Genomic DNA, 22,057 nt, shown 5'->3' with positions numbered 1-22,057 from the left:
TTAGATGGCCTCGTGGCCCAGCGGGATCACGAGTGGTGTGTGCGAGACGGGATCCTGGATGATGGTGCAGGGCAAGGCGAAAACCTCGCGGATCAGTTCCTCGGTGACAATCTGCGAGGGAGGTCCTGCGGCGACGATCTCACCGGATTTCATCGCGATCAGGTGCGTGGCGTAGCGGCACGCTTGGTTCAAGTCATGGAGCACCGCAACCACCGTATTGCCCTGTTGCTCGTTGAGCCTGCGGCACAGTTCCATGATTTCGATCTGGTGGGAGATGTCCAAGAAGGTGGTCGGTTCATCGAGCAGCAGCAAAGGAGTCTGCTGGGCCAGTACCATAGCGATCCAGACGCGTTGGCGTTGCCCGCCGGATAGTTCGTCGACCAGCCGCCGGGAGAGCCCGGTGGTGCCTGTGGCGTGCATGGCGCTGAGCACTGCTTGCTCGTCCGCGGCAGACCATTGGGAGAACAAGCCTTGGTGCGGGCTGCGGCCGCGGGCGATCAGATCCGCAACGGTGATGCCATCCGGGGCGATGGAGGACTGCGGCAGCAGCCCCAGCCGCTGGGCCACCTGCTTGGCTGGCAGGGACAGGATCGGTTTGCCATCCAGGATGACCTGGCCGGAGGAAGGCTTCAGCACCCTGGACAGGGCGCGCAGCAAGGTCGATTTGCCACAGGCGTTGGGTCCAATGACGACCGTAAACGAGCCCGGGGGGATGGATAGCGAGAGGTTTTCGGAGATGGCCGATGGCCCGTAGCCCAAGGTGAGCCGGTCGGCGGATAGCTGCGGATGGGTCATGCTCATTGGCGTCGTGCCTCACGAAGTAGTAGCCAGATCAGGTAGACCCCGCCGATGCTGACGGTGACTACGCCAACCGGCAGGGAAGTGTTCTCCAAAACGCGCTGGGCCAGCACATCGCTGGCCAGCAGCAGCACGGCGCCGAGCAATGCCGAGTAAGCCAACGACACGCCTGCGCTGCCCATGATCCGGCGCGCGATTTGCGGAGCAGCTAGCGAGATGAAGGCGATGGGGCCTGCCGCCGCGGTGGCCAGGGCAGTCAACGCCACCCCGATCACCAGCAAGGACAGCTTGCTGGATTCGGTGTTGACGCCCAGCGCCACAGCAGCGTCATCGCCCAATTCCAGCAGGCGCATCCTGCGCGTGCAGGCCATGGCGCCCAGCGCGAGAGGCAACGCGACCGCTGCGGCCGGTATGGCCTGGTCCCAGCCGATGGCATTCAGCGAGCCGGCACCCCAGATGGCCGCGGACATGGCGTCCTCCAGCTCGCTGCGCAAGATCAGCCAGGTGTTGGCCGAAGCGAGGATCGCGCTGACCGCGATCCCGACGATGATCAGCCGGAATCCCTCAGAGCCGTTCTTAAAGGACAAGGCATACACCACGGCCGCGGTGGCCAAGCCACCAGCCAATGCACCGAGTGCCACCTGGAAATACCCGCCGCCGAAGACCAGCATGACGGCCAGCGCACCGGTATAGGCACCGGTATTGAATCCGATAATGTCTGGAGAACCCAGGGGATTGCGGGTCATGGATTGGAAAATTGCCCCGCTGGCGCCTAGCGCTGCGCCCAATAGCAGTGCCATCAGAACGCGGGGCAGCCGCCATTGCAGCACCACCCGCTGGCTGCTGGCCTCCCCGGCTCCAGCCAGGGTATTGAGCACTTCGCCCAAGCCCAGCGTGTAGTCGCCAGTGGCCAACGCGTAGAGGCCCAGGGCGGCCGCCAACACCGAGAGGAGTGCGGCGAGAAGCAGCTGACGTGGTTGCACGCGCAACCAGATGCGTCCAATGCGCAGTACCCGGTGGCCCGGGCCAAAATCCACAGCACTCATAGTCCGCTAGCCTGCTTGCGCCGAACCAGCCAAATCAGCACCGGAGCGCCAAGCAAGGCCGTGACGACCCCCACCTGCATTTCGCCGGGCGGGACAACGATGCGGCCGAGCACATCGGAAACGAGCAACAGCACCGGGCCGAGGATCATCGAGAAACACAGGATCCATCGCTGATCCGGTCCGACGATCCAACGGCTGATATGCGGGATCATCAAGCCCACGAAGCCGATCGGGCCGGCGGCGGCGGTCGCTGCGCCGCAGAGCAGGGTGACCGCCACAATCACCACTGCGCGGGTCAGGCCGATATTGGTACCCAGCGCGAGGCTGGCCTCATCGCCCAAGGCCAATGTGTTCAGCGAGCGGGTGCACAGCACCGCCAAGACCAGCCCCAGGATAACGAAAGGGGCGATGACGCCCACCATGGGCAGGGTGCGGTTGTTCAAGGTTCCCGCGCCCCAATAGCGCATGCGGTCAAAAGCCTCGGGGTTGAGCAGGGTCATCCCGTTGGAAATTCCTCCCAGCACGGCGCCCAGTGCGACGCCGGACAAGGTCAGCCTGGCCGGTGTCGCTCCACCGCGGCCACGCGATCCAATGAGGTATACCGCGAGGGTGGCCAGCACGGCTCCGGCGAAGGCGAACCAGATGTACTGGGAAATGTGGGTGATGCCGAGGAACGCCACAGCGAGCACGACGGCGAATCCGGCGCCCGCATTGACCCCGAGGATACCGGGATCTGCCAGCGGATTGCGGGTCAGTGCCTGAATCAATGCGCCGCCAACAGCCAGGGACATTCCTGCCAGGAGCCCAATCGCGGTGCGCGGCAGGCGCAGCTCGTTGATGATCACCAGTGTTTCGGGTGTGCCAATTCCCCATAGCGCCTGCCCGGCAGCCAGCGGCGCAATCGCCTTTGCTCCAATGCCCAAAGACGCGAAGAGGGCGACTGCGAGCAAGCCGAGGCAGAGGGCCAACGCCGCTGACTTCCAAGCATTGCTGGCGGCCAATCCTGCTGATCCATGGGCGGCTTTGGCTTGATCGGACTTGTTGGCGGGCTGATGCGGCGCAAGGAGGGTCATGCGACTTTCCGTAATTAGGGAACACTCACTGAATCGCGAGCACAAAAAGTCACACTACCATGATGTTTTTAGTTTAGGGCAAAATAAGTCACAATAGACGCACCTATTTACAAATTGGTGCTGAATGCGTTCCGACTAGGCGAGATTGATAAAACGCACCGACCCGTCAGCTTCGGCAAGAACCATGAAGGAATCATGATGAGTTGCCAGGTATTCCTCGATGCGCGCCAGCACCGACACCTCGGCCCGGTCGTCCAATGCAGGGCCGGACGAAGCCATCCACGTCACCGCTAGCTCCGGGCGCGCTTTGAGCTGAGCCGCCATCGGCTCGGAAGCCGCCGGGCCAACGATTACCACTGCTCGACGTGTTATCGCCCCCTGAGAGGCAATGGATTCTCCGGAAGAACCGGCTCTGGAATCCTTATCCGAACGCCACAGCGCAAAGTGGTAGCCGGCCACGGCAGCGGTCGCAACCAGCCAGCCCAGCGTGCCGCGAACGGTGTCCAGGAGGGAATCAAGACGAGAATCGGGTTCCAGGTAGAACTCGAAAATCCGGTACCCGAAGACCAGCAGGGAAACCAGCGCGACGACGGAACTGGCTCCGAAGAACAGGACCAAATAGGCGCTGCGCGAGTCTGCCGGGAAGGGCTTCCAGGGCTTGAAGTACCAAAGCCATGCGGCGGCTCCGAAGGCGAGCAAGCCGAGACCATGGCCCAGCAAACCCGCGGAGTAGCCCACCGAGACGCTGGACCCGAGTGCTGCGAAGAGCGCATTGACCACCATGCCCAGCCCGGTAGCCAGCACGGCCAGGCTGACACCGCTCAGCGCCAGGTGCGCTGCGCCAACCACGGCGGCAGGGTGCAGCCCGGAACGCAGCTGGGACTGGTGGTAAATCCAGAGAACCGCGGCCGCCACAATGATGGCCAGCAGGCTTGGACCGCCGTCGAGGAACAGCTCGGTGCGTTCCTGCGCCGTCCATGCCTGCGGCCACACCCAGGAAACCAGCTCGGCGATCGCCAGCAGGAACGCCAACGCCGGTGCGGCCAGGCCCAATACAACCAGCAGGACGCTGTTCAGGAGATTGGACATCTTCTGGACTCTGCGCAGTTTCCAATGCCAGAACCACAGGGCCGAGGAACCTGCCAGCCAGACCAGCGCCATCAGCAGATTCGGCATGCCGGTGGGGCCCACCAGCGTGTTTTCCGGCACGACCAGGATTTCCAACGCGACCGTCAGCGTGGCAATCAGCGAAAGCGCGAAGAGCACCATGCTGAAGTAATTTCCCGCGGTGGCCGCCAGCTGGGCGAATTGCCGCGGTGCCGTACGCGATGAAGTGATTTGGCGGTGCTGCCAGGCGCACACCGTGCCCCAGCCCAAGGCCACCGCCAGCGTCGACTGCCATGCACCGTCGCGGGCTGCGGAAACAAGTCCCGCCAGGAACGCCAGCGCGGCGCAGCTGCTGGCAGCCAGGGTGGCAAGGTACGCGGCCGAGGCCTGCAAGGACCAGATGGCTGAGTCGAAGGCCGACGGCCGGGCCAAGCGCTTGCGGATGGAACGCCACAACAGCCAGGCCAAGGGGATTCCAACCAGGGTGAAGGTGAAGGCCATCGCCAGCTGCTCGGTGCTGACCAGCAAGGAATCGAAACCATGGAAGAGCGCGGTAAAGAGCGTAGACAAGCCCGTAGCCGAGACCATCAACAGCACGAACAGCAAGCCGTGGAGGATCACTGGACGCAGCACGCTGCTGCTTTGCACGTGGAACGCCGGGGCGGTTGCGGCCATCAGTAACCCATCTCCTCGGCGGTGCACAGGCCGACCTGCCACGGCATGCGGTCAATCAGCCATGCTCCATCGATCTTGCGCAGCTCGAACGCCTCTTCATATGAGGACAGATTCCCCAAGGGCAGGAATTGGGCGTCGCGGGTATTGAACCTGGTGCGCACGGTAGCACTGGACTCCTCGACGCTGCTGCGCAGCAGCTGCACATCAAGCGGCTGCGGGGCATAGGGTTCGGGAGAGCACAGCGTCCTGGATTGGCCTTCAACGGTGTAGCCCTGCATGGCCGGCAAATCCTCGGCCTCGAAAGCCATCAGATATCTTTGCACGACCCCTTCCGGAGTGTTCTCCCCGTGGACCTCTGGTGCCGAACGCAGCGAAACCACGAGCAATGCGGCTATAACCAAAGCCACAATGGCGGCGGCAAGGGCCAGCAGAACCACCCGCGCCGCCGAAAATTTACTTGTCATTGCATCATTTTGGTCCACATCAGGACAATAATCCAGCGCCTCGGCATCAAGATTTGATGAAGATCTCAGTTACTGTTTTGCGTTCGTGCGGGATAATGGATGGGTGACGACCCTGACTGATGCGCCAACCAACACCCCGACCCTCAAGCTGCCTCCATTGCAGCTGGGCAAGCTGACCATTGATACCCCGGTGGTTCTTGCTCCGATGGCTGGGGTGACCAACCGCGCCTTCCGCCGCCTCTGCCGCGAATATGGCGGCGGGCTGTACGTGACCGAAATGGTGACCGCCCGGGCACTGGTGGAACGCAACCCCGAATCCTTGCGCATCATCTCCCACGATCCCGACGAGGAGATCCGCTCCATCCAGATCTACGGCGTGGACCCCGGCACCGTGCGCGCTGCCGTGCGCATGGTGGTTGACGAAAACCTGGCGGACCACGTTGACCTGAACTTCGGCTGCCCAGTTCCAAAGGTCACCCGCAAGGGCGGCGGCTCGGCCCTGCCCTGGAAGTCGGATCTCTACACCTCCATCATCGAAGCCGCGACCTCAGAGGCCGCCAAGGGCGATATCCCGCTGACCGTGAAGATGCGCATCGGCATCGACAAGGACCACCTGACCTACCTGGAATCAGCGAAAATTGCCCGGGACCACGGTGCGGCCGCAGTCACCTTGCACGCGCGCACCGCCGGCCAGTACTACGCGGGGCACTCCGACTGGGACGCGATCACGACCTTGCGCGAAGCCATGGATGACATGCCGGTGCTGGGCAACGGCGATATCTTCAGTGCCGAGGATGCCATTGAAATGGTTGAGCAGACCGGTGCCGCCGGCGTCATGGTAGGCCGTGGCTGCCAGGGCCGGCCATGGATTTTCGGCGACCTGCAGGCGGCCTTCGAGGGCCGTGAAGACCGTTTCCGCCCGGGCGTGCGCAAGGTCGCCGACACCGTATACCGCCATGGCGAACTGCTGGCCGAATTCTTCGAGGACGAGGGCAAGGGCATGCGCGATATCCGCAAGCACATTGCCTGGTACTTCAAGGGCTACCCGGTAGGCGGCGAAATCCGCTCGCAGCTGGCCCAGGTGCCATCCCTGGCAGTGCTGCGCGAACTGCTGGACCAGCTGGATCTGGACCTGCCGTACCCGGGGGTTGCCGCAGAAGGCACCCGCGGACGTGCGGGCCACCCGAAGAAGACGCACGTCCCCGACGGCTGGCTGGATAACCGCGTGATGAGCGATGCCCACCGCGAAATGATCAAGGCCGCCGAGCTGGATATCTCCGGCGGCTAGCCACCCCGGGATAGCCACGGCTACGCCACTAGTGGATAACTCCTCAATGCCGGCAAAGAGTTACTAGACTAGGAACTATGACTCAGATCCCCGGATATACCGAAGCCGACCAGCAGCGGTGGGTGCCTGAACCAGCGAAGAAGTCCTACCGTACTGCCTTTGAGCGGGACCGTGCCCGCGTGCTGCATTCCTCCGCCTTGCGCCGTTTGAGCGCCAAGACCCAGGTAGTGGCACCGAACCAGAATGACTTCGTGCGCAACCGGCTCACCCACTCATTGGAAGTGGCCCAGGTGGGCCGCGAGCTCGGTGCGGCCCTTGGCTGCGATCCGGATGTTGTCGACACCGCCTGCTTGGCGCACGACCTGGGTCATCCGCCCTTTGGCCACAACGGCGAGAAGGCGCTGGACAAGGCAGCCAAGGACATAGGCGGATTCGAGGGCAATGCCCAGACCTTGCGTTTGCTCACTCGCTTGGAAACCAAGACCTTCCGGCACAACGGGCATTCGGCCGGGTTGAATCTTTCGCGGGCCTCCCTGGATGCAGCGTGCAAGTACCCGTGGCTCAAAACCGATGCGCCAGAGGTCAACGGCAAGAAAACCAAGAAGTTCGGTGTCTACGAGGATGACGCCACCGTCTTCAACTGGTTGCGCAATGTCCCGGAAGCCACCGCCGGAGCAGTCTGCATGGAAGGCCAGGTCATGGACTTGGCTGATGACATTTCCTACTCGGTCCATGACGTGGAAGACGCAATTGTCGGCGGCAAGCTGCAACTGCGTTGGCTCAAGCAGGATCTGCAGCGCGAGCGCGCGTTGCAGGTGACCAAGGACTGGTACTTGCCGACCACTGGGGAGGCCGACATCGACGCGGCGTTGCGCCGCCTGGAAATCAGCGATGAGTGGGTTTCGCATTTTGACGGCTCACGGCGTTCCATGGCGGCGCTGAAGGACATGACCAGCCAATTCATTGGCCGCTTCGCCGCCGCCGCAATGGATGCCACCCGGGCACGCTTCGGGGAAGGCAAGCTCACCCGCTATAACGCGAACCTGATTGTGCCCGAGGAAACCGAGCACGAGATTGCCGTGATGAAGGGCATCGCGGCCAGCTACGTGATGGCTTCGGAAGTGCGCCAGCCGCTCTATCTGGATCAGCGCACGCTGCTGACCGAGCTGGTCGAACTGCTCTGTGAAACGGGCCGGGATAATCTGGAGCCGATCTTCGCAGCTGACTGGGAAGACGCCGCTGATGAAGCGGCCCAGCTGCGTGTGGTGATTGACCAGGTCGCCTCGCTCACTGACGTCTCAGCCACCGAATGGCACTCGTATCTGGTCAAGGGCGAAGCCCCTGACGCAAAGTTGTTCTAGAAGGGAATCATGGCAGGGCTGATCAAGCGTGAAGATATCGACGAGGTGCGTAACCGCACCGACCTCCGTGAGGTCGTCGAATCCTATGTCACGCTCAAATCCGCGGGCATTGGCTCGTTCAAGGGCCTGTGCCCTTTTCACGACGAACGCAGTCCGTCCTTCCATATTCGCCCGCAGCTAGGAACCTTCCACTGCTTTGGCTGTGGCGAGTCCGGCGACGTGATCGCCTTCATCCAGAAAATGGACCACTCCTCGTTCACCGAAACTGTGGAACTTCTGGCTGCCCGGATCAATTACGAGCTTCGCTATGAAGACGGGGGACCGGGACCGCGCCGCGAAGACTACGGCAAGCGCCAGCGCCTGGTCGACGCGCACAAGGTCGCCGAGGAATTCTTCCGCGCGCAGCTGGCTACCGAGGAAGGAGCCGCCGGCCGCGAGTTCCTTGCCGGTCGCGGTTTTGACCAGGAAGTCACAGCCCAATTCTCCGTGGGCTATGCGCCCAAGGGCTGGGATTCGCTGCTCAAGCACCTGCGCTCCAAGGGCTTCGTTGATGATGAGCTGAAGCTGACGGGCATGTTCTCCGAGGGCAATCGCGGAATCTATGACCGATTCCGAGGACGTGTCATGTGGCCGATCCGCGACCTGTCTGGTGCCACCATCGGCTTCGGTGCACGCAAGCTCTACGAGGATGACCAGGGCCCGAAGTATCTGAACACCCCGGAGACCCAGCTCTACAAGAAATCCCAGGTCCTCTATGGCCTGGACCTGGCCAAGAAGCAGATTTCCAAGAGCCGCCAGATCGTTGTGGTGGAAGGCTACACCGACGTGATGGCCTGCCATCTGGCTGGCATCACCACCGCGGTGGCCACCTGCGGTACCGCTTTCGGCACGGACCACATCAAGATTGCCCGTCGCCTGCTGCAGGATGACGGCACCGGTGGCGAAGTCGTCTTCACCTTCGATGGTGACGCCGCAGGCCAGAAGGCCGCGCTGCGCGCCTTCGAAGAAGACCAGCGATTTATTGCCCAGACTTACGTTTGTGTTGAACCAACCGGTGCTGACCCGTGCGACTTGCGTTTGCACCGCGGAGACGAAGCTGTACGCGAGCTCATCGAGCTCAAGCGTCCGCTGTTTGAATTCGCCATCCGTGCCGAATTGAAGAAATTCAATCTGAACACCGTTGAAGGACGTGTCCAGGCCTTGCGCCAGACCGCTCCGATCGTTGCGCAGATCCGCGACTCGGCCATTCGTCCGGCATATGCCCGTGAGCTTGCCGGCTGGCTGGGAATGAATAATGAGGACGTCAACCGCTCGGTGGGCGCCTCCATCAAACGCGCCCGGTTGCCGAAGAACGCCGACCTGCAGGCACCACACCCGCAACCGGGGGAGGCTGAACAGGCAATCCCGGCGGCGGCCTTTGAACGCCCGGATCACCGCGACCCGGTGATGCGCCTTGAACGACAGGCCCTGGAAGTGGTGATCCAGCAGCCGCAGCGGTTGAAGGACGAGCAATGGCAGGCGTTCTACGAGGCTCGCTTCCTGGCCCCGGCGCACTCTGCTGTCCACGATGGCGTCGTTGCCGCGTCCAGCGCAGGCGCTTCGGCGACCTCCTGGGTTGAAGTCATTCGCGACGAAGTCCCCGAGCAGTTGCGCAGCTTCGTTTCAGAACTCGCAGTGACCAGCATTCCGGCATCTGACGAACATAGCCTGAACCGCTACTGCGCCGATATCATCAACGGCTTGATTGAGCTTCAAATCACACACCGCAAGGCTGAGCTGATCGGCCGCTTGCAGCGTGCTGAAATGGCACCCGAGGGTGAAGAATATGCCCAGATCAACCGGGAACTGATGGAACTGGAGATGCGCCGGAGGATCCTTCGCGGAACCTAGGATCCCGATTTTGCATTCGCGGGAATCTTGGGTAAAGTTATATCTCGTTGCAATCCTCCATAGCTCAATTGGCAGAGCATTCGACTGTTAATCGAAGGGTTACTGGTTCAAGTCCAGTTGGAGGAGCTTACAAGAAGGTTCCGGCTCGCATTCGCGAGTCGGAACCTTTTATTTTCGCCTGAAACCGGAATTCTGGCACCTAGTCCTGACTAGCCTCGCCAGGAAAAAGCCGAGTTAGGTAGCAGGGGCCAGTTGCTGGACCAGCGGCGGGTTTTTTGCCTAGCGGATTCAGGCAGCCGGGTTCCATAAGCGCCGGGATTCCAGATACCAGAAATACGAGAAAAGGCTGATCTCGAACCATTCGACAATGAATAGGGCCTCCTGGATGCCCGCGGCCAGCAGGATCGGCCAGGCAATCAATCCGATGAGCATCAGCACCAGGATGATTGCGTAGTGCAGCTTCTTGCCTCCGCTGGTGTCCATCGCGCACAGCGGCTTGTGGTCCAGGTGGCTGGCGATGGCGATGCCCATGGAGAAGATCAGCAGGAATGCAGCGCTGGCATGCACGCCGGCGAACTGCTTGCCTTCAACGGTCCGCCACAGCAGCAGCAGGACAAAGCCGACCAGGAGCAGGGTGCTCAGCAAACCGAGCGCTTTGGTCGCGGTGCTGTGGAACAGCGCGCGGTGCGGAGCGCGGCTAGTCCTGATTCCCAGCCAGATGAATACCGAGCTGACGACGAGAACCGCAATAACCGATACCTGCACGGAGAAGATGAGCCGCCTCTGCTCGCCCAGGGGCAGCTGCGCCAGCGTTTCACCCAGCTTGGTGGGAACCAAGGCGACGAACATGGCGTAGAAGCCGGCCAAATTCAGTGCATAGTCCTCCAGCTCGTCTCCGGTGTAAACCACCAGCAGCACTCCGGTAGTCACCAGCATCGCAACGAACAAGTCCCGTGCTGGACCCAGGTAATAGGAACTCAGGGAGTCTTCAATGCGCTGGTTGGCAATGCCATAGATGACGATGGCAACGACAAGGAGCAGGGGCACCGCGAGCAGCATGAGGCGCACATAGCGCAATGTACTGCGGCCCGGGGAGTGTTCAAGGGAAGTGGCCATAAGTGCATTCTGTAATGAATCACCCAGGTTTTGCCAACGGGCCCGCCTAGCGCAGGAAAATTCCCGGGAGAATCGCAGGCATCGGTCCGCGGGCCAGATGCACCTGCTGGAACACCTGAATGGTGCACGTCAATCGCCCGCACTTGGCTTCCGGAAACTGCAGCTGCCTTGGGCAGCTCGGCTGGAGCCGAATCCGGGACAAGCTAAATTGTCGTAGGCACTGGCATGATTCTTGAAGAGTCAACAAAGACTCTTTTCGGCCGAAGTCCTCATCCGCTTGGGCTGATATCCGCCTCGGCGCCAGCGTGGCGCCGTCTTCACTCGAAGGAAGCTTTCATGTCCGTACAAAATCCGGTCGATCCGAACATGGTGCCACCGGCACCGCCTGCCAAGAGCTCAGCTGGCAAGGGCCTGGGCATTGCGGCCCTGGTCGTGGCCATCGTTGCATTGGCCCTGTGCTGGGTACCGATCGTCAACAACTTTGCCGCCGTGCTCGGTTTCATTGCTCTGGTACTGGGCATCGTCTCGCTCATTGTCGCTTCCAAGCGCCGTGGCAGCAAGGGCTTGGGCGTTGCATCGAGCATCATCGCCATCGTAGCCATCGTTCTTGTGTTCGCCACCCAGGCAGCCTATGTGAAGGCGATCGACGAGGTCGCCAACGGCATTGCCGACGCTTCCGACGGCGAAGTGGCGGCACCGGCTGAGATCATCGAGCAAGCCGAAGACGAAACACAGGTATTGGCCTTGGGGCAGGCCGCTGCTGTTGGCGAGTATTCGGTCAATGTCAGTGCGGTGAACCTGGATGCCGGCGCACAGATCGCCAAGGCAAATGAGTTCAACCAGGAGGCCGAAGGCCAGTATGTCCTCGTGGACCTTTCTGTTGTCTACAACGGAGAAGAAGAAGGCGACGCATGGCTGGACCTTAATCCAGAGCTGGTGGGCTCGGATGCAAGCATCTACAGCACCAGCAGCGCGACTGCGATCACCGCCAAGCCGGGCATGGACGTTCCTACCTTGGCCAAGGGCGGGAAGGGAAGCTACCAGGTGGTCTTCGACGTGCCGGCCGAGGCCGTGGCAGATGCGAAAATCCGCATGAGCGAAACGCTCTCGTTCACTGACGACTCGGTGCTCTGGGCTGCGAAGTAGCTCGAATTCGCAGAGGTTCCGCTATCCCATCAGGGGTGGCGGAACCTCTTTTCTTTTGCCCTGGCGGCGAGGAAGCCCGCAGCTCGCGGATTGCGACCACAACATGAACACCGAAAATAGGAAGATCGGAAAAATTTTCAAGGAATTCCCCGCGCTGCCGGACCTCGGAAATACGCGAGAACCCGGGGCGATTCGCTCGCTCTCATTTGCTTCTCATGGACGCGCCATAATCCTCTCACCACCGCCTAATGCGCTCCTCACAAGGGTCTTTTAATGTTCAAAGCATGAATCGCCGCATACTTCTCATCCTCATGGTGTTGGCCGTGCCAGCGGGACTGGCCGGTGCCAGCCAGGCACTTGCCGACAAGGCCAATCCGCCCATCCCGCATCAGCAGCCAATCATTGTCCAGCTCTCACCGGCTCCCGAGCCCGCTGCTGCACAAGCGCAAGCTGAGGAGCTGATCGCCAATGGCTGATATCCATGAGCACCAGGGATCAACGGTGTCGGCACGGTTGCGCATTGTCGGGTGGATCGTGCTCACTACTGCACTGGCCCTGCTGGCCGTAACGGTTTCGATGCGTTCGATCATGTCCGGCCAAGTAGCCGAAGCTGCCAACGTGGGCATCGCGCAGGAAATCGAGGAGTTCCGGACCTTCGCCGCCGAGGGACTGGACCCGAAGACAGCTCGCCCGTTTTCCTCGATCGGTGAATTGATGGAACGCTATCTGGCCCGCCAGCAGCCGATGGCCGGCGAAGCGATTCTCGCGCAGGCCAATGGACGGGTGCTCACCGCAGGCACCGCAGCCAACCAGGCCGGGACCTGGCTGGCTGATGACCCCGTGCTCCTGGGCCGTATTCTCGATGACGCGAAGACCTCCGGAATCCTGGAGAGCAACCACGGGACGGTTCGCTGGGCGAAGGCCGAGGCCAAGGATGCCTCCGGAGCCAGCGGGGCGGGGCACCAAGCCCATCTGGTCGTCGCGCACTTCATTGGCGGGGCCCAGGAAGAAGCCAACCGGCAGGCAACCATGCTCTTCGGCGTGGCCGCCGGGGGACTGGCCTTGACCGCGGGGATCGCCTGGTTGGCAGCTGGGCAGATCATGCGTCCCATCCGCACCATGAGCGAAACCGCCGCCTCGATTAGCGCCAATGACCTCTCGGCCCGCGTTCCGGTTGAAGGACGCGACGACTTGGCGCAGCTGGCCAGGACACTGAATGCGATGCTTGACCGGGTTGAAGCTTCGCATCTGGCCCAACGCCACTTCATCGCCGAAGCACGAGAGCACCTGGGAAGCCCGCAACGCAAGATGGCAGCTGCCTTGCAGAAGCTCAACGAGGAAGAGGTGCCCCGGAAGCAACGCGGCAGGATCATCAGCACCGCGCAGGCGCACATTTCGCTGATGGGGCAGACGCTTGCCGACCTGGAATTGCTGGCGCAAAGCTCGGACCCGGACTTCATCCAGCGCCGAATGGTGCCCGTCGGCGAAGTCACGGCGGACGTTGCCGCGGCAGCCGCCCGCCCGGGCGCCTACCCGGACCGCCGATTCCGCATAGCCGAGTCTGCCAAGGCCCAGGCGTGGCTGGATCCGCTGCGCGTTGCCCAGGCCATGCACCAACTGATTCAAAATGCCGTCGCGCATACCGAGGATGGAGAAAGCATCCGGATCGGTTCTGCCGCAGCAAAGGGCATGGCCAGCTTCTGGGTTGCCAACGATGGACCGGCGTTGGACCCGGACCAGGCCCGTGCCCTGCTGGAAAACTATCGCAGTGCCCCGGAAGCCGGCCAGCAGGGATCCGGCATGGGCTTGGGCTTGGCCGTGGTGAAAGCGGTCGCGCAAGCCCACGGCGGCACGGCCTGGGTGGAATCCGGAAACGGCAACGGGACCAGTTTCGGATTTTCCCTCCCGCAAGCTGATGCCGGACAAGGCATCCGCTGCGAAGAAGAATTCGCCCAATCCATGGCCAGCAGCCTGGGCGGTGAGTCATGAGCATCAAGCCAACTGCGCCACGCTCGGGATTCCGCTACACCGCCCAGCGGTCCACGGACCAGGCCGCGGAACAGGGCAACGACGGTGCGGTACGAAACCGGTGGAGCAAGCAGAACGCAGCGCGAATCATCGCCGCACTGGTCTTGCTGGGCTTTCTCGGCTGGTGCGCCTACGGAGCCTTCGGCCCAGATGCGGGGACAGCGCAGGCATTGCCGGCACAAGGGGCCCTGACCCTGGCGGTCTTCGCCTTGGCCATCTGGCTCTGGGTCTTCTCGCCAGTAGGCGATACCTTTATCGCCTTGGGCGCAGCAGTGGTGCTGGTGCTCATGGGCGTGCTGCCCGAAGCCGAACTGTTCTCCTCGCTGGGAGAAGACACCATTTGGCTCTTGCTGGCCGCCTTCGTGATCGCGGCGGGGATCACCGCCACGGGACTGGCTACCCGCGCCGCAGCATGGATAGCCGCAGGGGCGAACACCCCGCGGCAGCTGATCCACCTGACCACCGGGGTGCTGGTCGCTACCGCATTCGCGGTGCCGTCCACTTCCGGGCGCGCGGCCCTGGCCATTCCGGTCTTCATTGCCCTGGCCAAGGCGCTGGCGGATCGCCGCCGCATCGTCCTGGCCCTGTCCCTGGTTTTCCCCTCGGTTATCCTGCTTTCGGCCGTGGCATCCTATCTGGGAGCCGGAGCGCACTTGATCACCAGCCAGATCCTCGCCACCGCGGGCCATGAAGGATTCTCCTTCGCCGGCTGGCTGGTCTACGGATTGCCGCTGGCTTTCGTTTCCTCCCATCTGTGCGCCGAACTGGTGCTGTGGATGTTCACCCGCAAGGAGGACCGCGCAGAACCGCTGGCGGTGGGCATCGAGCGGCTGCAGCAGTATTCGCCGGTGCCGCTCTCGGGCCCGCTCACGGTGGGGCAATCCAGGGCAGCGCTGCTGGTCTCGGCCGTGGTGGTGCTCTGGTGCACCGAGCCCCTGCACCAGCTCCATCCCGCCATCGTGGCCCTGCTTGGTTCATTGCTGGTAGCCAGCCCGGGATATGGCTCTGTAGGCCTGGCCAAGGCATTGAAGGCGGTGCCGTGGTCGATGCTCATCTTCATGGCCGCGACCCTCACCCTGGGCACGGCGCTCGCCGGAAGCGGAGCCGCCGAATGGCTGGCCCGCAAGGTGCTTGGCCCTGTCGAGCAGCTCGGCGCTGCCGCACCCTGGGTCTTCACCGTCCTCGTGGTGGTGGTCTCTGCCGCGGCGCATCTGGTCATCCAGTCCCGTTCGGCCCGCTCAGCGGTGCTGATTCCGCTGGTGGTCTCGCTGGCCCCGGGCGTCGGGGTCAACGCGGTAGCCATTGCCCTGGCTTCCACCGCCGCCGCCGGTTTCTGCCACACCCTGACCAGCAGCGCGAAGCCGGTGAACCTGTTCTCCGAGATCGAGGGCATCGAAACCTATAAGCCGGCAGACCTGCTGCGCCTGAGCGCGGTGCTCGGACCGCTCATGGTCCTGCTGGTCCTGGTCTTCGCCTTCTGGATCTGGCCGGCCATGGGACTGCCGCTGTTCCTCTGAACCACCTCATAGCTTCACATCTCATCGCATTCATCCTCACTGAAAAGGACAACGAATCATGGCACACGCACTTCCACAACGCATCCTGGTAGCCCCTTCCGGATTCAAGGAATCCCTCGACGCGGCGGCAGTCGCGGCGGCCATCGGCGCCGGGGTTCGCCGGGCCTTGCCCGGAGCCACGGTCAAGGCAGTGCCCATCGCCGATGGCGGCGAAGGCACCGCAGAAACCCTGGCGTGCGCTACCGGCGGCCACCTGGTGCCAATGGCAGTCACCGGTCCGGTCGGCCAGCAAGTCGAGTCCCACTACGCCATGCTCGGTGGCGAAGCGGCCGGAACGGCAGTCGTCGAAACGGCCGCCGCTGCGGGCCTGCGGCTGGTTCCCCGCGACCAGCGGGATCCGGGAACCACCACCAGCTACGGTGTGGGCGAGCTGATCGCGGCCGCCATTGATGCCGGGGCCTCCAAGATCCTCGTGGGCTGCGGCGACTCGGGTACCTCGGATGGAGGCATGGGTGCATTGCAGGCGCTGGGTGCACGAATCCTTGATGCCAGCGGCCATGAGGTCAAGGCCGGCGGCAACTACCTCGGATCGGTGGACCGGTTGGATCTGTCCGGCCTGCACCCGGCCCTGGCTGCCGGGAATGTCCGGATCACCATGGCGCTGAACCCGCACAATGTGCTGACCGGCCCGCGCGGAGTGGCCCGCGTTTTTGGTCCGCAGAAGGGGGCAACTCCGGAACAGGTCGAAATCATGTCAGCAGGTTTCGAACGCTGGGCCTCGATCCTGCGCCGCGATGCGTTGGAGTCCTCGCGCTCAACGGATTTCGCTTTGGCCCCGGGGACGGGTGCTTCGGGCGGGCTGGGTGCTGGCTTGGCGGCGGTGGGGGCGGTGCTCTTGCCTCGCTTCGAGGCGATCCTGGACTCGGGCTTGGCCGGCATCGATCTGGACTCGATGCTGCGCGGAGCGGATCTGGTCATCACCGCAGAAGGCGCCATCGACTTCCAGACGCCCAAGGGCAAGGTGCCGGCGGAGGTAGCACGGCGCGCGGCGCTGCATGGGGTGCCGGTAGTGGCCTTGGCAGGAACTCTGGGCCGCGGCTGCCGAGACGTGCACGATATCGGAATTGACGCCATTGCCTCGATCATGCCGATCCCGATGACGCTGCAAGAAGCAGTGGATGACGGGGAGCGGCTGCTGATCGAAGCGGCCGAACGCTTCATGCGCACCATCATCCTGGGTGCATCAATGGCAGCAGCCCGGCTCAGCCCGCGCGAGGCTTGGTAGCAGCCAGCGGTCGCGCCCTGAATAGGAACAAGCGTGCTGCCTTGCTAGAGCACGTAGGAGGCGATGAGCTGAGAGAGGGCCCGGACATCAACTTTGCCCTTGAACTCCAGACGAACTTTGCCCAACCCGCTGAACCACAGGTCCAGCTCCGCATCCAGATCGAAGGTTCCAGCTGTTTCAACGGAGAACGACTGGACTTTCGAATACGGTAACGAGGTGTAATCCCGCTTTTTGCCGGTCATGCCTTGCACAGTGACGGCGATGAGTCGCTTGTTGCTGAAGACCACGTAGTCGCGTGCACCCTTGAAAGCGCTTAGTAGCTCTTCGCCAGTGACCATCATGGGTACGATCTCCGGTGCGACTTGTGAAAGGTCCCATGGGCCCAATTTGAAGACAGAGGAATTATTGAAATCAATCATGTAAAGAGCGTACGAAGGATGAGGGACAAATAGGCGACGACTAATTTCCCGAATCGTGGCTGAGAGCCCAACTTGTCGGTACTTTCAGGTACGGTGAAATAATCAAATCTTCAACCAATAATGGGGGTCAGTGTAAATGCAACTTCGATCAAAAGTAGACTTCAGCACTGCGGTAGAAGATGTAAGGGACTATTTCGGGACCATGGGAAACGGTCGGCCCAAGTATTCTGGATCGCGCTTTGAAACTCTGGGTGAAGGTGTCGATACTGATCCACATCGAATCACTGCGACCGACTTGGTGGCGGTATCGATGCTCTCCGTTGACGTGCCAGCGCAGGCTTCCTTGGGAATCCTCGAAACGCTAGCCGAGCAAATCAGCGAATTGCTGTCCCAGATTCCGCAGGACTTGAAGTTTGAGAATTTGACACCAGAATCATTCGAGAAATATCTCGCTGAGGGATCGCCTGCGGATAAATTGTGGTCGCTTCTACGGCAACATGAAGACCCTTGGAAGGTTGGACAAACCACGGCAAGCAAGATCATGGCTCGCAAGCGGCCGGACTTGATTCCGGTTTACGATTCGGTTGTCGAAGCAGTTGCCGGGATCAAAGGCAGTGGAGAACAGTGGATCGTTTGGTACTCAGCCTTCCACGACGGTTCCTCCGAGGCCGCGGAATTTGTAGACAAGCTCAGAGCGATCAGGGCTGAGGCTGGCCAACCTCACTTGTCGTTATTACGAGTTTTGGATATTGCATTATGGAAGCAAGGAAAGCGCGAAATAAGGCATTCGTAAATCGCGCCTAGGGCTTGGCCCAGAATCGGCTCAGGCGTGCTGCCTTGACCGTTGACAACGGCGTTCAAGGCAGCACGCCTGTTTTTCGCGTATTCCCTAGAGCTCGATAGCCGCCACGGCCTGAACCGCGCGTGCCGCCTCGGCGCCCTTCTTCAGGAAATGCTCGAAGTAGAAGCCCTGGTGCTCATCATTCGAGTGGAAGTGGTGCGGGGTCAGGCTGACCGAGAAAGTAGGTACATCGGTATCCAGCTGGACCCGCATCAAGCCGTCCACTACCGCCTGGGCAACGAAGTCGTGGCGGTAGATGCCGCCGTCAACCACGAGGGCTGCGGCTACCACTGCATCGTACTTGCCGGTCTTCGCCAGGCGCTGGGCCTGCAATGGCATTTCGTAGGCGCCGGGTACGCTGACGACATTGATGGTGTATTCCTGCCCGGAAGAATCCATCTCGGCCTTGAAGCCGGCCAGGGCCTGGTCGACGATATCCGCATGCCAGCTGGCCTTGATGAAGGCGACGTTCAATGGCTTGCTCATGAGTTGCTCCCTGATTCTGCGTGCAAATGTCTAAGTCTTTTGATCTAGCCTAGTGGCGTGGGTCTCAATGGAATAAATGGGGAAGGGATCCGCGTAACGAATGAGCCGGTTCAGCGCCAGCCCATCAGCGGGGCCACGTGCTTGAGCACTGATTCGATGACGTGGGCGTTGTAGTCCACGCCCAACTGGTTTGGAACGGTGAGAAGGAGCGTATCCGCCGCGGCGATGGCTTCGTCTTCGGCCAGCTTCTTGGCCAGTTCATCTGGTTCCCCGGCATAGGACTTGCCGAAGACCGCACGGGTCTTCTCATCGATGTTGCCGATCTGGTCCGAGCTGTAGCGGTCACGGCCGAAGTACTGCCAGTCGCGCTCATCGGTCAGTGCGAAGATGCTGCGGCTCACCGAGACGCGCGGTTCGCGTGAGTGGCCGGCTTCCTTCCAGGCGTCGCGGTAGAGCTGGATCTGCTCGGCCTGCTGGACGTGGAAGGGCTTGCCCGATTCATCGTCCTTGAGCGTGGAGCTCTGCAGGTTCATGCCCAGCTTCGCGGCCCACACTGCAGTGGCATTGGATCCGGAACCCCACCAGATGCGTTCGCGCAAGGTGTCCGAATGCGGCTCGATGCGCAGCAGGCCCGGGGGATTGGGGAACATCGGGTTCGGGCTAGGCTCGGCGAAGCCTTCCCCGGAAAGCACCTCGAGCAGGCGCTCGGTATGCCGGCGGCCCATATCGGCATCCGATTCGCCCTCGCGCGGCTCGAAGCCGAAGTGGCGCCAGCCGTCAATGACCTGCTCGGGCGAACCACGGCTGATGCCCAGCTGCAGGCGGCGATTGGAAATCAGGTCGGCGGAGCCTGCATCCTCAGCCATGTACAGCGGGTTCTCGTAGCGCATGTCGATGACGCCGGTACCGATCTCGATGCGGCTGGTTCGCGCGCCGATGGCAGCCAGCAGCGGGAACGGGGAGGCGTATTGCTGGGCGAAGTGGTGCACGCGGAAATAGGCGCCGTCCGCGCCGAGCTCCTCGGCGGCGACCGCCAGATCGATGGCCTGCAGCAGGGCATCGGAGGCGGTGCGGGTGCCTGATTGCGGGTGGTCGGTCCAGTGGCCGAAGGACAAGAATCCGATGTTCTTCATGCTTGAGGCAACAAGTAGTCTCGAATGGTTATTCCAGTCCTAGCCTCGTGGTCTGCTAGAACTGGCGGGCGGCGACGCCGGCTCGATGCGCAGTGGCGAGCGCCTCTTCGAGCTGCGCGATAGTCACTGGCTGACCGCGATCGGCAAGGTGCGCGGAGTAGAAATTAGCGGGATCTTGGGCGTAGACGTGAGTGTAGCCACCGGATTCGGGCTCGGCGCGCCACGAATCAGCCAAGGTTCCGGCATTGACCGTGTCGAAGCCCAACGCTTGGACAAGTTCCAGCACTTCGGTCTTGGCAGCAAGGTCATCGCCATATATTGGCAACGCGGTCCTCGGAGCTGAATTGACCAGAAGCGGGATGTGATGCGCCACGATGTTGTTGAAGGCTTTGGTGATGCGGGCGCCGGGAAGGAGCGATGCTTCCAATTGCGCAGTAGTGGACTTCAAGGAATCGAGAACTTCTATGCGCCCGTCGCGGGATGGGTAGTAGTTGCCGGTGGATAGGACCGTCTTGTTGGCAAGCACCTGGGTTGGAAGGTCCGAATAAGCCGACAGCGGGATGGCCAACACGACGATATCGCCATATTCAGCGGCTTCAGCAACGGTTGCCGCGTGCGCGTTGTCGCCGAGTTCTTCCACCACGTCGGCGAGCGAGGCGGTGCCGCGTGAGTTCGCGATGGCCACGGTGGCGCCAGCGGCCACAGCTAGGCGAGCAATGGCCTGGCCGATATTTCCGCTACCGATAATCCCGATCTTGGTTGTGCTCATGGGTTGCTCCGAATTCTTATCTTGTGGTCGATGAGGTATCTAAGGGTGAAGAATTTTATGTGGTGCGGGCAAGTTCCTGGCGAACCGTATCCATGAGTCCAGGGAATCGATGATCCAGTTCTTCGGTGCGCAACCAGTTGCGGTGCCGGGTGCCATCAACCTCTTGCCTGATCAAGCCGGATTCCCTGAGGATGCGCCAGTGCCGGGTGAGTGCCGACTTTGAGACACCAAAGTCCGAGCTGCTGCACGCGCCACCGGGGGTTGCGCCAATGTGAGCGATGATGGCGCGCCTGACCGGATCGGCCAGAGCGGCCATGATTTCGAATAGGTCCATTTCCTCTTCGGAGGGAATGGTTAGAGGTCGAGTGAGGCGGCTTGCCACGTTCATTTCCTTAACTCCGAAAGGCGTGCATGTACGCAAAAAAGTGTACATACTAGTTATGTACGCGTCAACATGTACATGCAGAAGGGATCAGGCCCTGCGAATTAGCGGTGCGATAGCTGTGAGGGGTGAAGCGCTGGAGAGCCGCAGGTATTCTGCGAGTTGATGGTTGACCAGATCTCATCGAGCGATAGGCTCAGCGCGGCCGCGACAGCGGCGATGGTGGAAAAAGCGGGAGTGGCGACGCGGCCGGTTTCGATTTTCCGCAGGGTTTCGGGGGAGAGGCCGGCTTGGATCGCGACGTCGAGGATTGTTCGTTCGCCGCGTGCCTGCCGAAGCAGCGCGCCGAGGTTCTTGCCCTGTTCGATTTCCCGGGCGGTAAGCGGCAGTCTGACCATAATGAGACCATTATACCGGTATTAAAATACCGGTATAGTAATTGGAATGATCGAGATTCTCACAGCCAGCGAAGTAGAGCGCGCCCGCGAGACCGGACGCCTTGTCGGAAACATCCTCAATACGCTCAAGCACCGCGTGCAGGTCGGCACCAATCTCTTGGAAATCGACGCCTGGACCAAGGAAATGATCGAGGAGGCCGGCGCGGTCTCCTGCTACCTCGACTACGCCCCGTCCTTCGGCAGCGGCCCCTTCGGCCATTACATCTGCACGGGAGTCAACGATGCGGTGCTCCATGGACTGCCTCGCGACTACCAGCTGGCCGATGGCGACTTGCTCACCCTGGATCTGGCCGTCACCTTGAAAGGCATCGCCTTCGACGCGGCGATCAGCTTCATTGTCGGCACGGCTGCGCGTGCAGAAGACCTGAAGATGATCGAGACCACGCAGCGCGCCCTGGCTGCGGCTATCGCCGAGGCGCGTCCCGGAGCCAAGATCGGCGACCTGTCCTTCGCCATCGGATCGGTGCTGACCGCCGAAGGGTACAAGGTCAACATGGAATTCGGCGGCCACGGCATCGGCAGCACCATGCATCAGGATCCTCACGTTTCCAACGATGGCCGCCGCGGACGCGGGTACACGCTGCGTCCCGGTCTTCTGCTGGCCATCGAACCGTGGGTCATGGCCGATACCAGCAAGCTGGTGACCGACCGCGATGGCTGGACCCTGCGCAGCGCCACCGGCTGCCGCACGGCGCACACCGAGCACACCATTGCCATCACGGAAACTGGCGCGGAGATTCTCACCCTGCCCACCGACCTCTCGGCATAGGCAGAG

The 22,057-nt window shown here is 61.9% G+C and carries 22 protein-coding genes and 1 tRNA gene; 11 read left to right on the top strand and 12 right to left on the bottom strand.

The features are described from left to right. From AC1Z36_RS16015 to AC1Z36_RS15995, 5 genes are all read right to left on the bottom strand, one after another. Positions 1 to 801, bottom strand: coding sequence for an ABC transporter ATP-binding protein (locus AC1Z36_RS16015; protein WP_105657206.1), 801 nt, complete (start codon positions 799 to 801; stop codon positions 1 to 3). After that, complete coding sequence (locus tag AC1Z36_RS16010; protein ID WP_105657207.1) at positions 798 to 1,844, bottom strand: FecCD family ABC transporter permease; 1,047 nt, start codon at positions 1,842 to 1,844, stop codon at positions 798 to 800. Before AC1Z36_RS16010 ends, AC1Z36_RS16015 begins: the two co-directional genes overlap by 4 nt. Then, entirely contained in the window at positions 1,841 to 2,917 is a 1,077-nt protein-coding gene (locus AC1Z36_RS16005; protein ID WP_105657208.1) for a FecCD family ABC transporter permease, read from the bottom strand. The genes AC1Z36_RS16010 and AC1Z36_RS16005 overlap by 4 nt, the downstream gene beginning before the upstream one ends. 135 nt (positions 2,918 to 3,052) lie before the next feature. Beyond that, a complete protein-coding gene (locus AC1Z36_RS16000) occupies positions 3,053 to 4,699 on the bottom strand; it encodes a DUF5671 domain-containing protein (RefSeq protein ID WP_105657209.1) in 1,647 nt (548 codons plus the stop codon). Then, entirely contained in the window at positions 4,699 to 5,163 is a 465-nt protein-coding gene (locus tag AC1Z36_RS15995; protein WP_133833007.1) for a hypothetical protein, read from the bottom strand. Before AC1Z36_RS15995 ends, AC1Z36_RS16000 begins: the two co-directional genes overlap by 1 nt. A 103-nt stretch (positions 5,164 to 5,266) precedes the next feature. Here AC1Z36_RS15995 and dusB point away from each other — a divergent pair, with 103 nt between their 5' ends. The 4 genes from dusB (at position 5,267) to AC1Z36_RS15975 (ending at position 9,828) form a co-directional block, all read left to right on the top strand. Continuing rightward, positions 5,267 to 6,451, top strand: coding sequence for a tRNA dihydrouridine synthase DusB (gene dusB, locus AC1Z36_RS15990; protein ID WP_105657211.1), 1,185 nt, complete (start codon positions 5,267 to 5,269; stop codon positions 6,449 to 6,451). Positions 6,452 to 6,528: 77 nt separating this feature from the next. Next, on the top strand, positions 6,529 to 7,812 hold the full coding sequence (locus AC1Z36_RS15985) for a deoxyguanosinetriphosphate triphosphohydrolase (RefSeq protein WP_105657212.1): 1,284 nt from the start codon (positions 6,529 to 6,531) through the stop codon (positions 7,810 to 7,812). Between the two features lie 9 nt (positions 7,813 to 7,821). Next, positions 7,822 to 9,702: a DNA primase gene (gene dnaG, locus AC1Z36_RS15980; RefSeq protein WP_105657213.1), complete on the top strand. Its 1,881-nt coding sequence runs from the start codon at positions 7,822 to 7,824 to the stop codon at positions 9,700 to 9,702. 53 nt (positions 9,703 to 9,755) lie between these two features. Next, positions 9,756 to 9,828, top strand: a tRNA-Asn gene (locus AC1Z36_RS15975). Between the two features lie 162 nt (positions 9,829 to 9,990). On the opposite strand, the gene AC1Z36_RS15970 is transcribed toward AC1Z36_RS15975, so the two are convergent. Further along, positions 9,991 to 10,818, bottom strand: coding sequence for a hypothetical protein (locus tag AC1Z36_RS15970; RefSeq protein ID WP_105657214.1), 828 nt, complete (start codon positions 10,816 to 10,818; stop codon positions 9,991 to 9,993). 336 nt (positions 10,819 to 11,154) lie between these two features. Between AC1Z36_RS15970 and AC1Z36_RS15965 the strand changes: the two genes are divergently transcribed. From AC1Z36_RS15965 to AC1Z36_RS15945, 5 genes are all read left to right on the top strand, one after another. Next, positions 11,155 to 11,964 (top strand): DUF4352 domain-containing protein, encoded by an 810-nt coding sequence (locus AC1Z36_RS15965; protein WP_166650651.1) that lies wholly within the window; start codon positions 11,155 to 11,157, stop codon positions 11,962 to 11,964. 284 nt (positions 11,965 to 12,248) lie between these two features. Then, positions 12,249 to 12,440, top strand: coding sequence for a hypothetical protein (locus AC1Z36_RS15960; RefSeq protein ID WP_133833006.1), 192 nt, complete (start codon positions 12,249 to 12,251; stop codon positions 12,438 to 12,440). Then, positions 12,433 to 13,953 carry an ATP-binding protein gene (locus AC1Z36_RS15955; protein ID WP_133833005.1) on the top strand — a complete coding sequence of 507 codons (1,521 nt, stop codon included), beginning with the start codon at positions 12,433 to 12,435 and terminating at the stop codon, positions 13,951 to 13,953. Before AC1Z36_RS15960 ends, AC1Z36_RS15955 begins: the two co-directional genes overlap by 8 nt. Then, on the top strand, positions 13,950 to 15,509 hold the full coding sequence (locus tag AC1Z36_RS15950; protein ID WP_105657217.1) for an SLC13 family permease: 1,560 nt from the start codon (positions 13,950 to 13,952) through the stop codon (positions 15,507 to 15,509). Before AC1Z36_RS15955 ends, AC1Z36_RS15950 begins: the two co-directional genes overlap by 4 nt. A 58-nt stretch (positions 15,510 to 15,567) precedes the next feature. Continuing rightward, positions 15,568 to 16,794: a glycerate kinase family protein gene (locus AC1Z36_RS15945; RefSeq protein ID WP_105657218.1), complete on the top strand. Its 1,227-nt coding sequence runs from the start codon at positions 15,568 to 15,570 to the stop codon at positions 16,792 to 16,794. Between the two features lie 44 nt (positions 16,795 to 16,838). Here the strand turns inward: AC1Z36_RS15945 and AC1Z36_RS15940 are convergent, their stop codons facing one another. Continuing rightward, positions 16,839 to 17,213, bottom strand: a complete 375-nt coding sequence (locus AC1Z36_RS15940) for a PH domain-containing protein (RefSeq protein WP_483561457.1) — start codon at positions 17,211 to 17,213, stop codon at positions 16,839 to 16,841. Positions 17,214 to 17,349: 136 nt separating this feature from the next. On the opposite strand from AC1Z36_RS15940, the gene AC1Z36_RS15935 reads away from it, so the two are divergent. Then, positions 17,350 to 18,006, top strand: a complete 657-nt coding sequence (locus tag AC1Z36_RS15935; protein WP_105657219.1) for a DUF6308 family protein — start codon at positions 17,350 to 17,352, stop codon at positions 18,004 to 18,006. Positions 18,007 to 18,102: 96 nt separating this feature from the next. Here AC1Z36_RS15935 and AC1Z36_RS15930 read toward each other — a convergent pair whose 3' ends face one another. The 5 genes from AC1Z36_RS15930 to AC1Z36_RS15910 all read right to left on the bottom strand — a co-directional run bounded on the left by AC1Z36_RS15930 (position 18,103) and on the right by AC1Z36_RS15910 (position 21,222). Next, positions 18,103 to 18,540: a 6,7-dimethyl-8-ribityllumazine synthase gene (locus AC1Z36_RS15930; protein WP_105657220.1), complete on the bottom strand. Its 438-nt coding sequence runs from the start codon at positions 18,538 to 18,540 to the stop codon at positions 18,103 to 18,105. Between the two features lie 110 nt (positions 18,541 to 18,650). Beyond that, on the bottom strand, positions 18,651 to 19,673 hold the full coding sequence (locus AC1Z36_RS15925; RefSeq protein WP_105657221.1) for an LLM class flavin-dependent oxidoreductase: 1,023 nt from the start codon (positions 19,671 to 19,673) through the stop codon (positions 18,651 to 18,653). 55 nt (positions 19,674 to 19,728) lie between these two features. Continuing rightward, positions 19,729 to 20,481 (bottom strand): NADPH-dependent F420 reductase, encoded by a 753-nt coding sequence (locus AC1Z36_RS15920; protein WP_286134163.1) that lies wholly within the window; start codon positions 20,479 to 20,481, stop codon positions 19,729 to 19,731. A 16-nt stretch (positions 20,482 to 20,497) separates the two neighbouring features. Further along, complete coding sequence (locus AC1Z36_RS15915) at positions 20,498 to 20,824, bottom strand: ArsR/SmtB family transcription factor (RefSeq protein WP_105657301.1); 327 nt, start codon at positions 20,822 to 20,824, stop codon at positions 20,498 to 20,500. Positions 20,825 to 20,928: 104 nt separating this feature from the next. Continuing rightward, a complete protein-coding gene (locus tag AC1Z36_RS15910; protein ID WP_105657223.1) occupies positions 20,929 to 21,222 on the bottom strand; it encodes a helix-turn-helix domain-containing protein in 294 nt (97 codons plus the stop codon). Positions 21,223 to 21,268: 46 nt separating this feature from the next. On the opposite strand from AC1Z36_RS15910, the gene map reads away from it, so the two are divergent. Then, positions 21,269 to 22,051 carry a type I methionyl aminopeptidase gene (map, locus tag AC1Z36_RS15905; RefSeq protein ID WP_483561456.1) on the top strand — a complete coding sequence of 261 codons (783 nt, stop codon included), beginning with the start codon at positions 21,269 to 21,271 and terminating at the stop codon, positions 22,049 to 22,051. Positions 22,052 to 22,057: the final 6 nt, after the last annotated feature.

This window comes from Glutamicibacter sp. BS14 (assembly GCF_056934375.1).
This window is presented reverse-complemented; position numbering and strand designations above follow the sequence as displayed.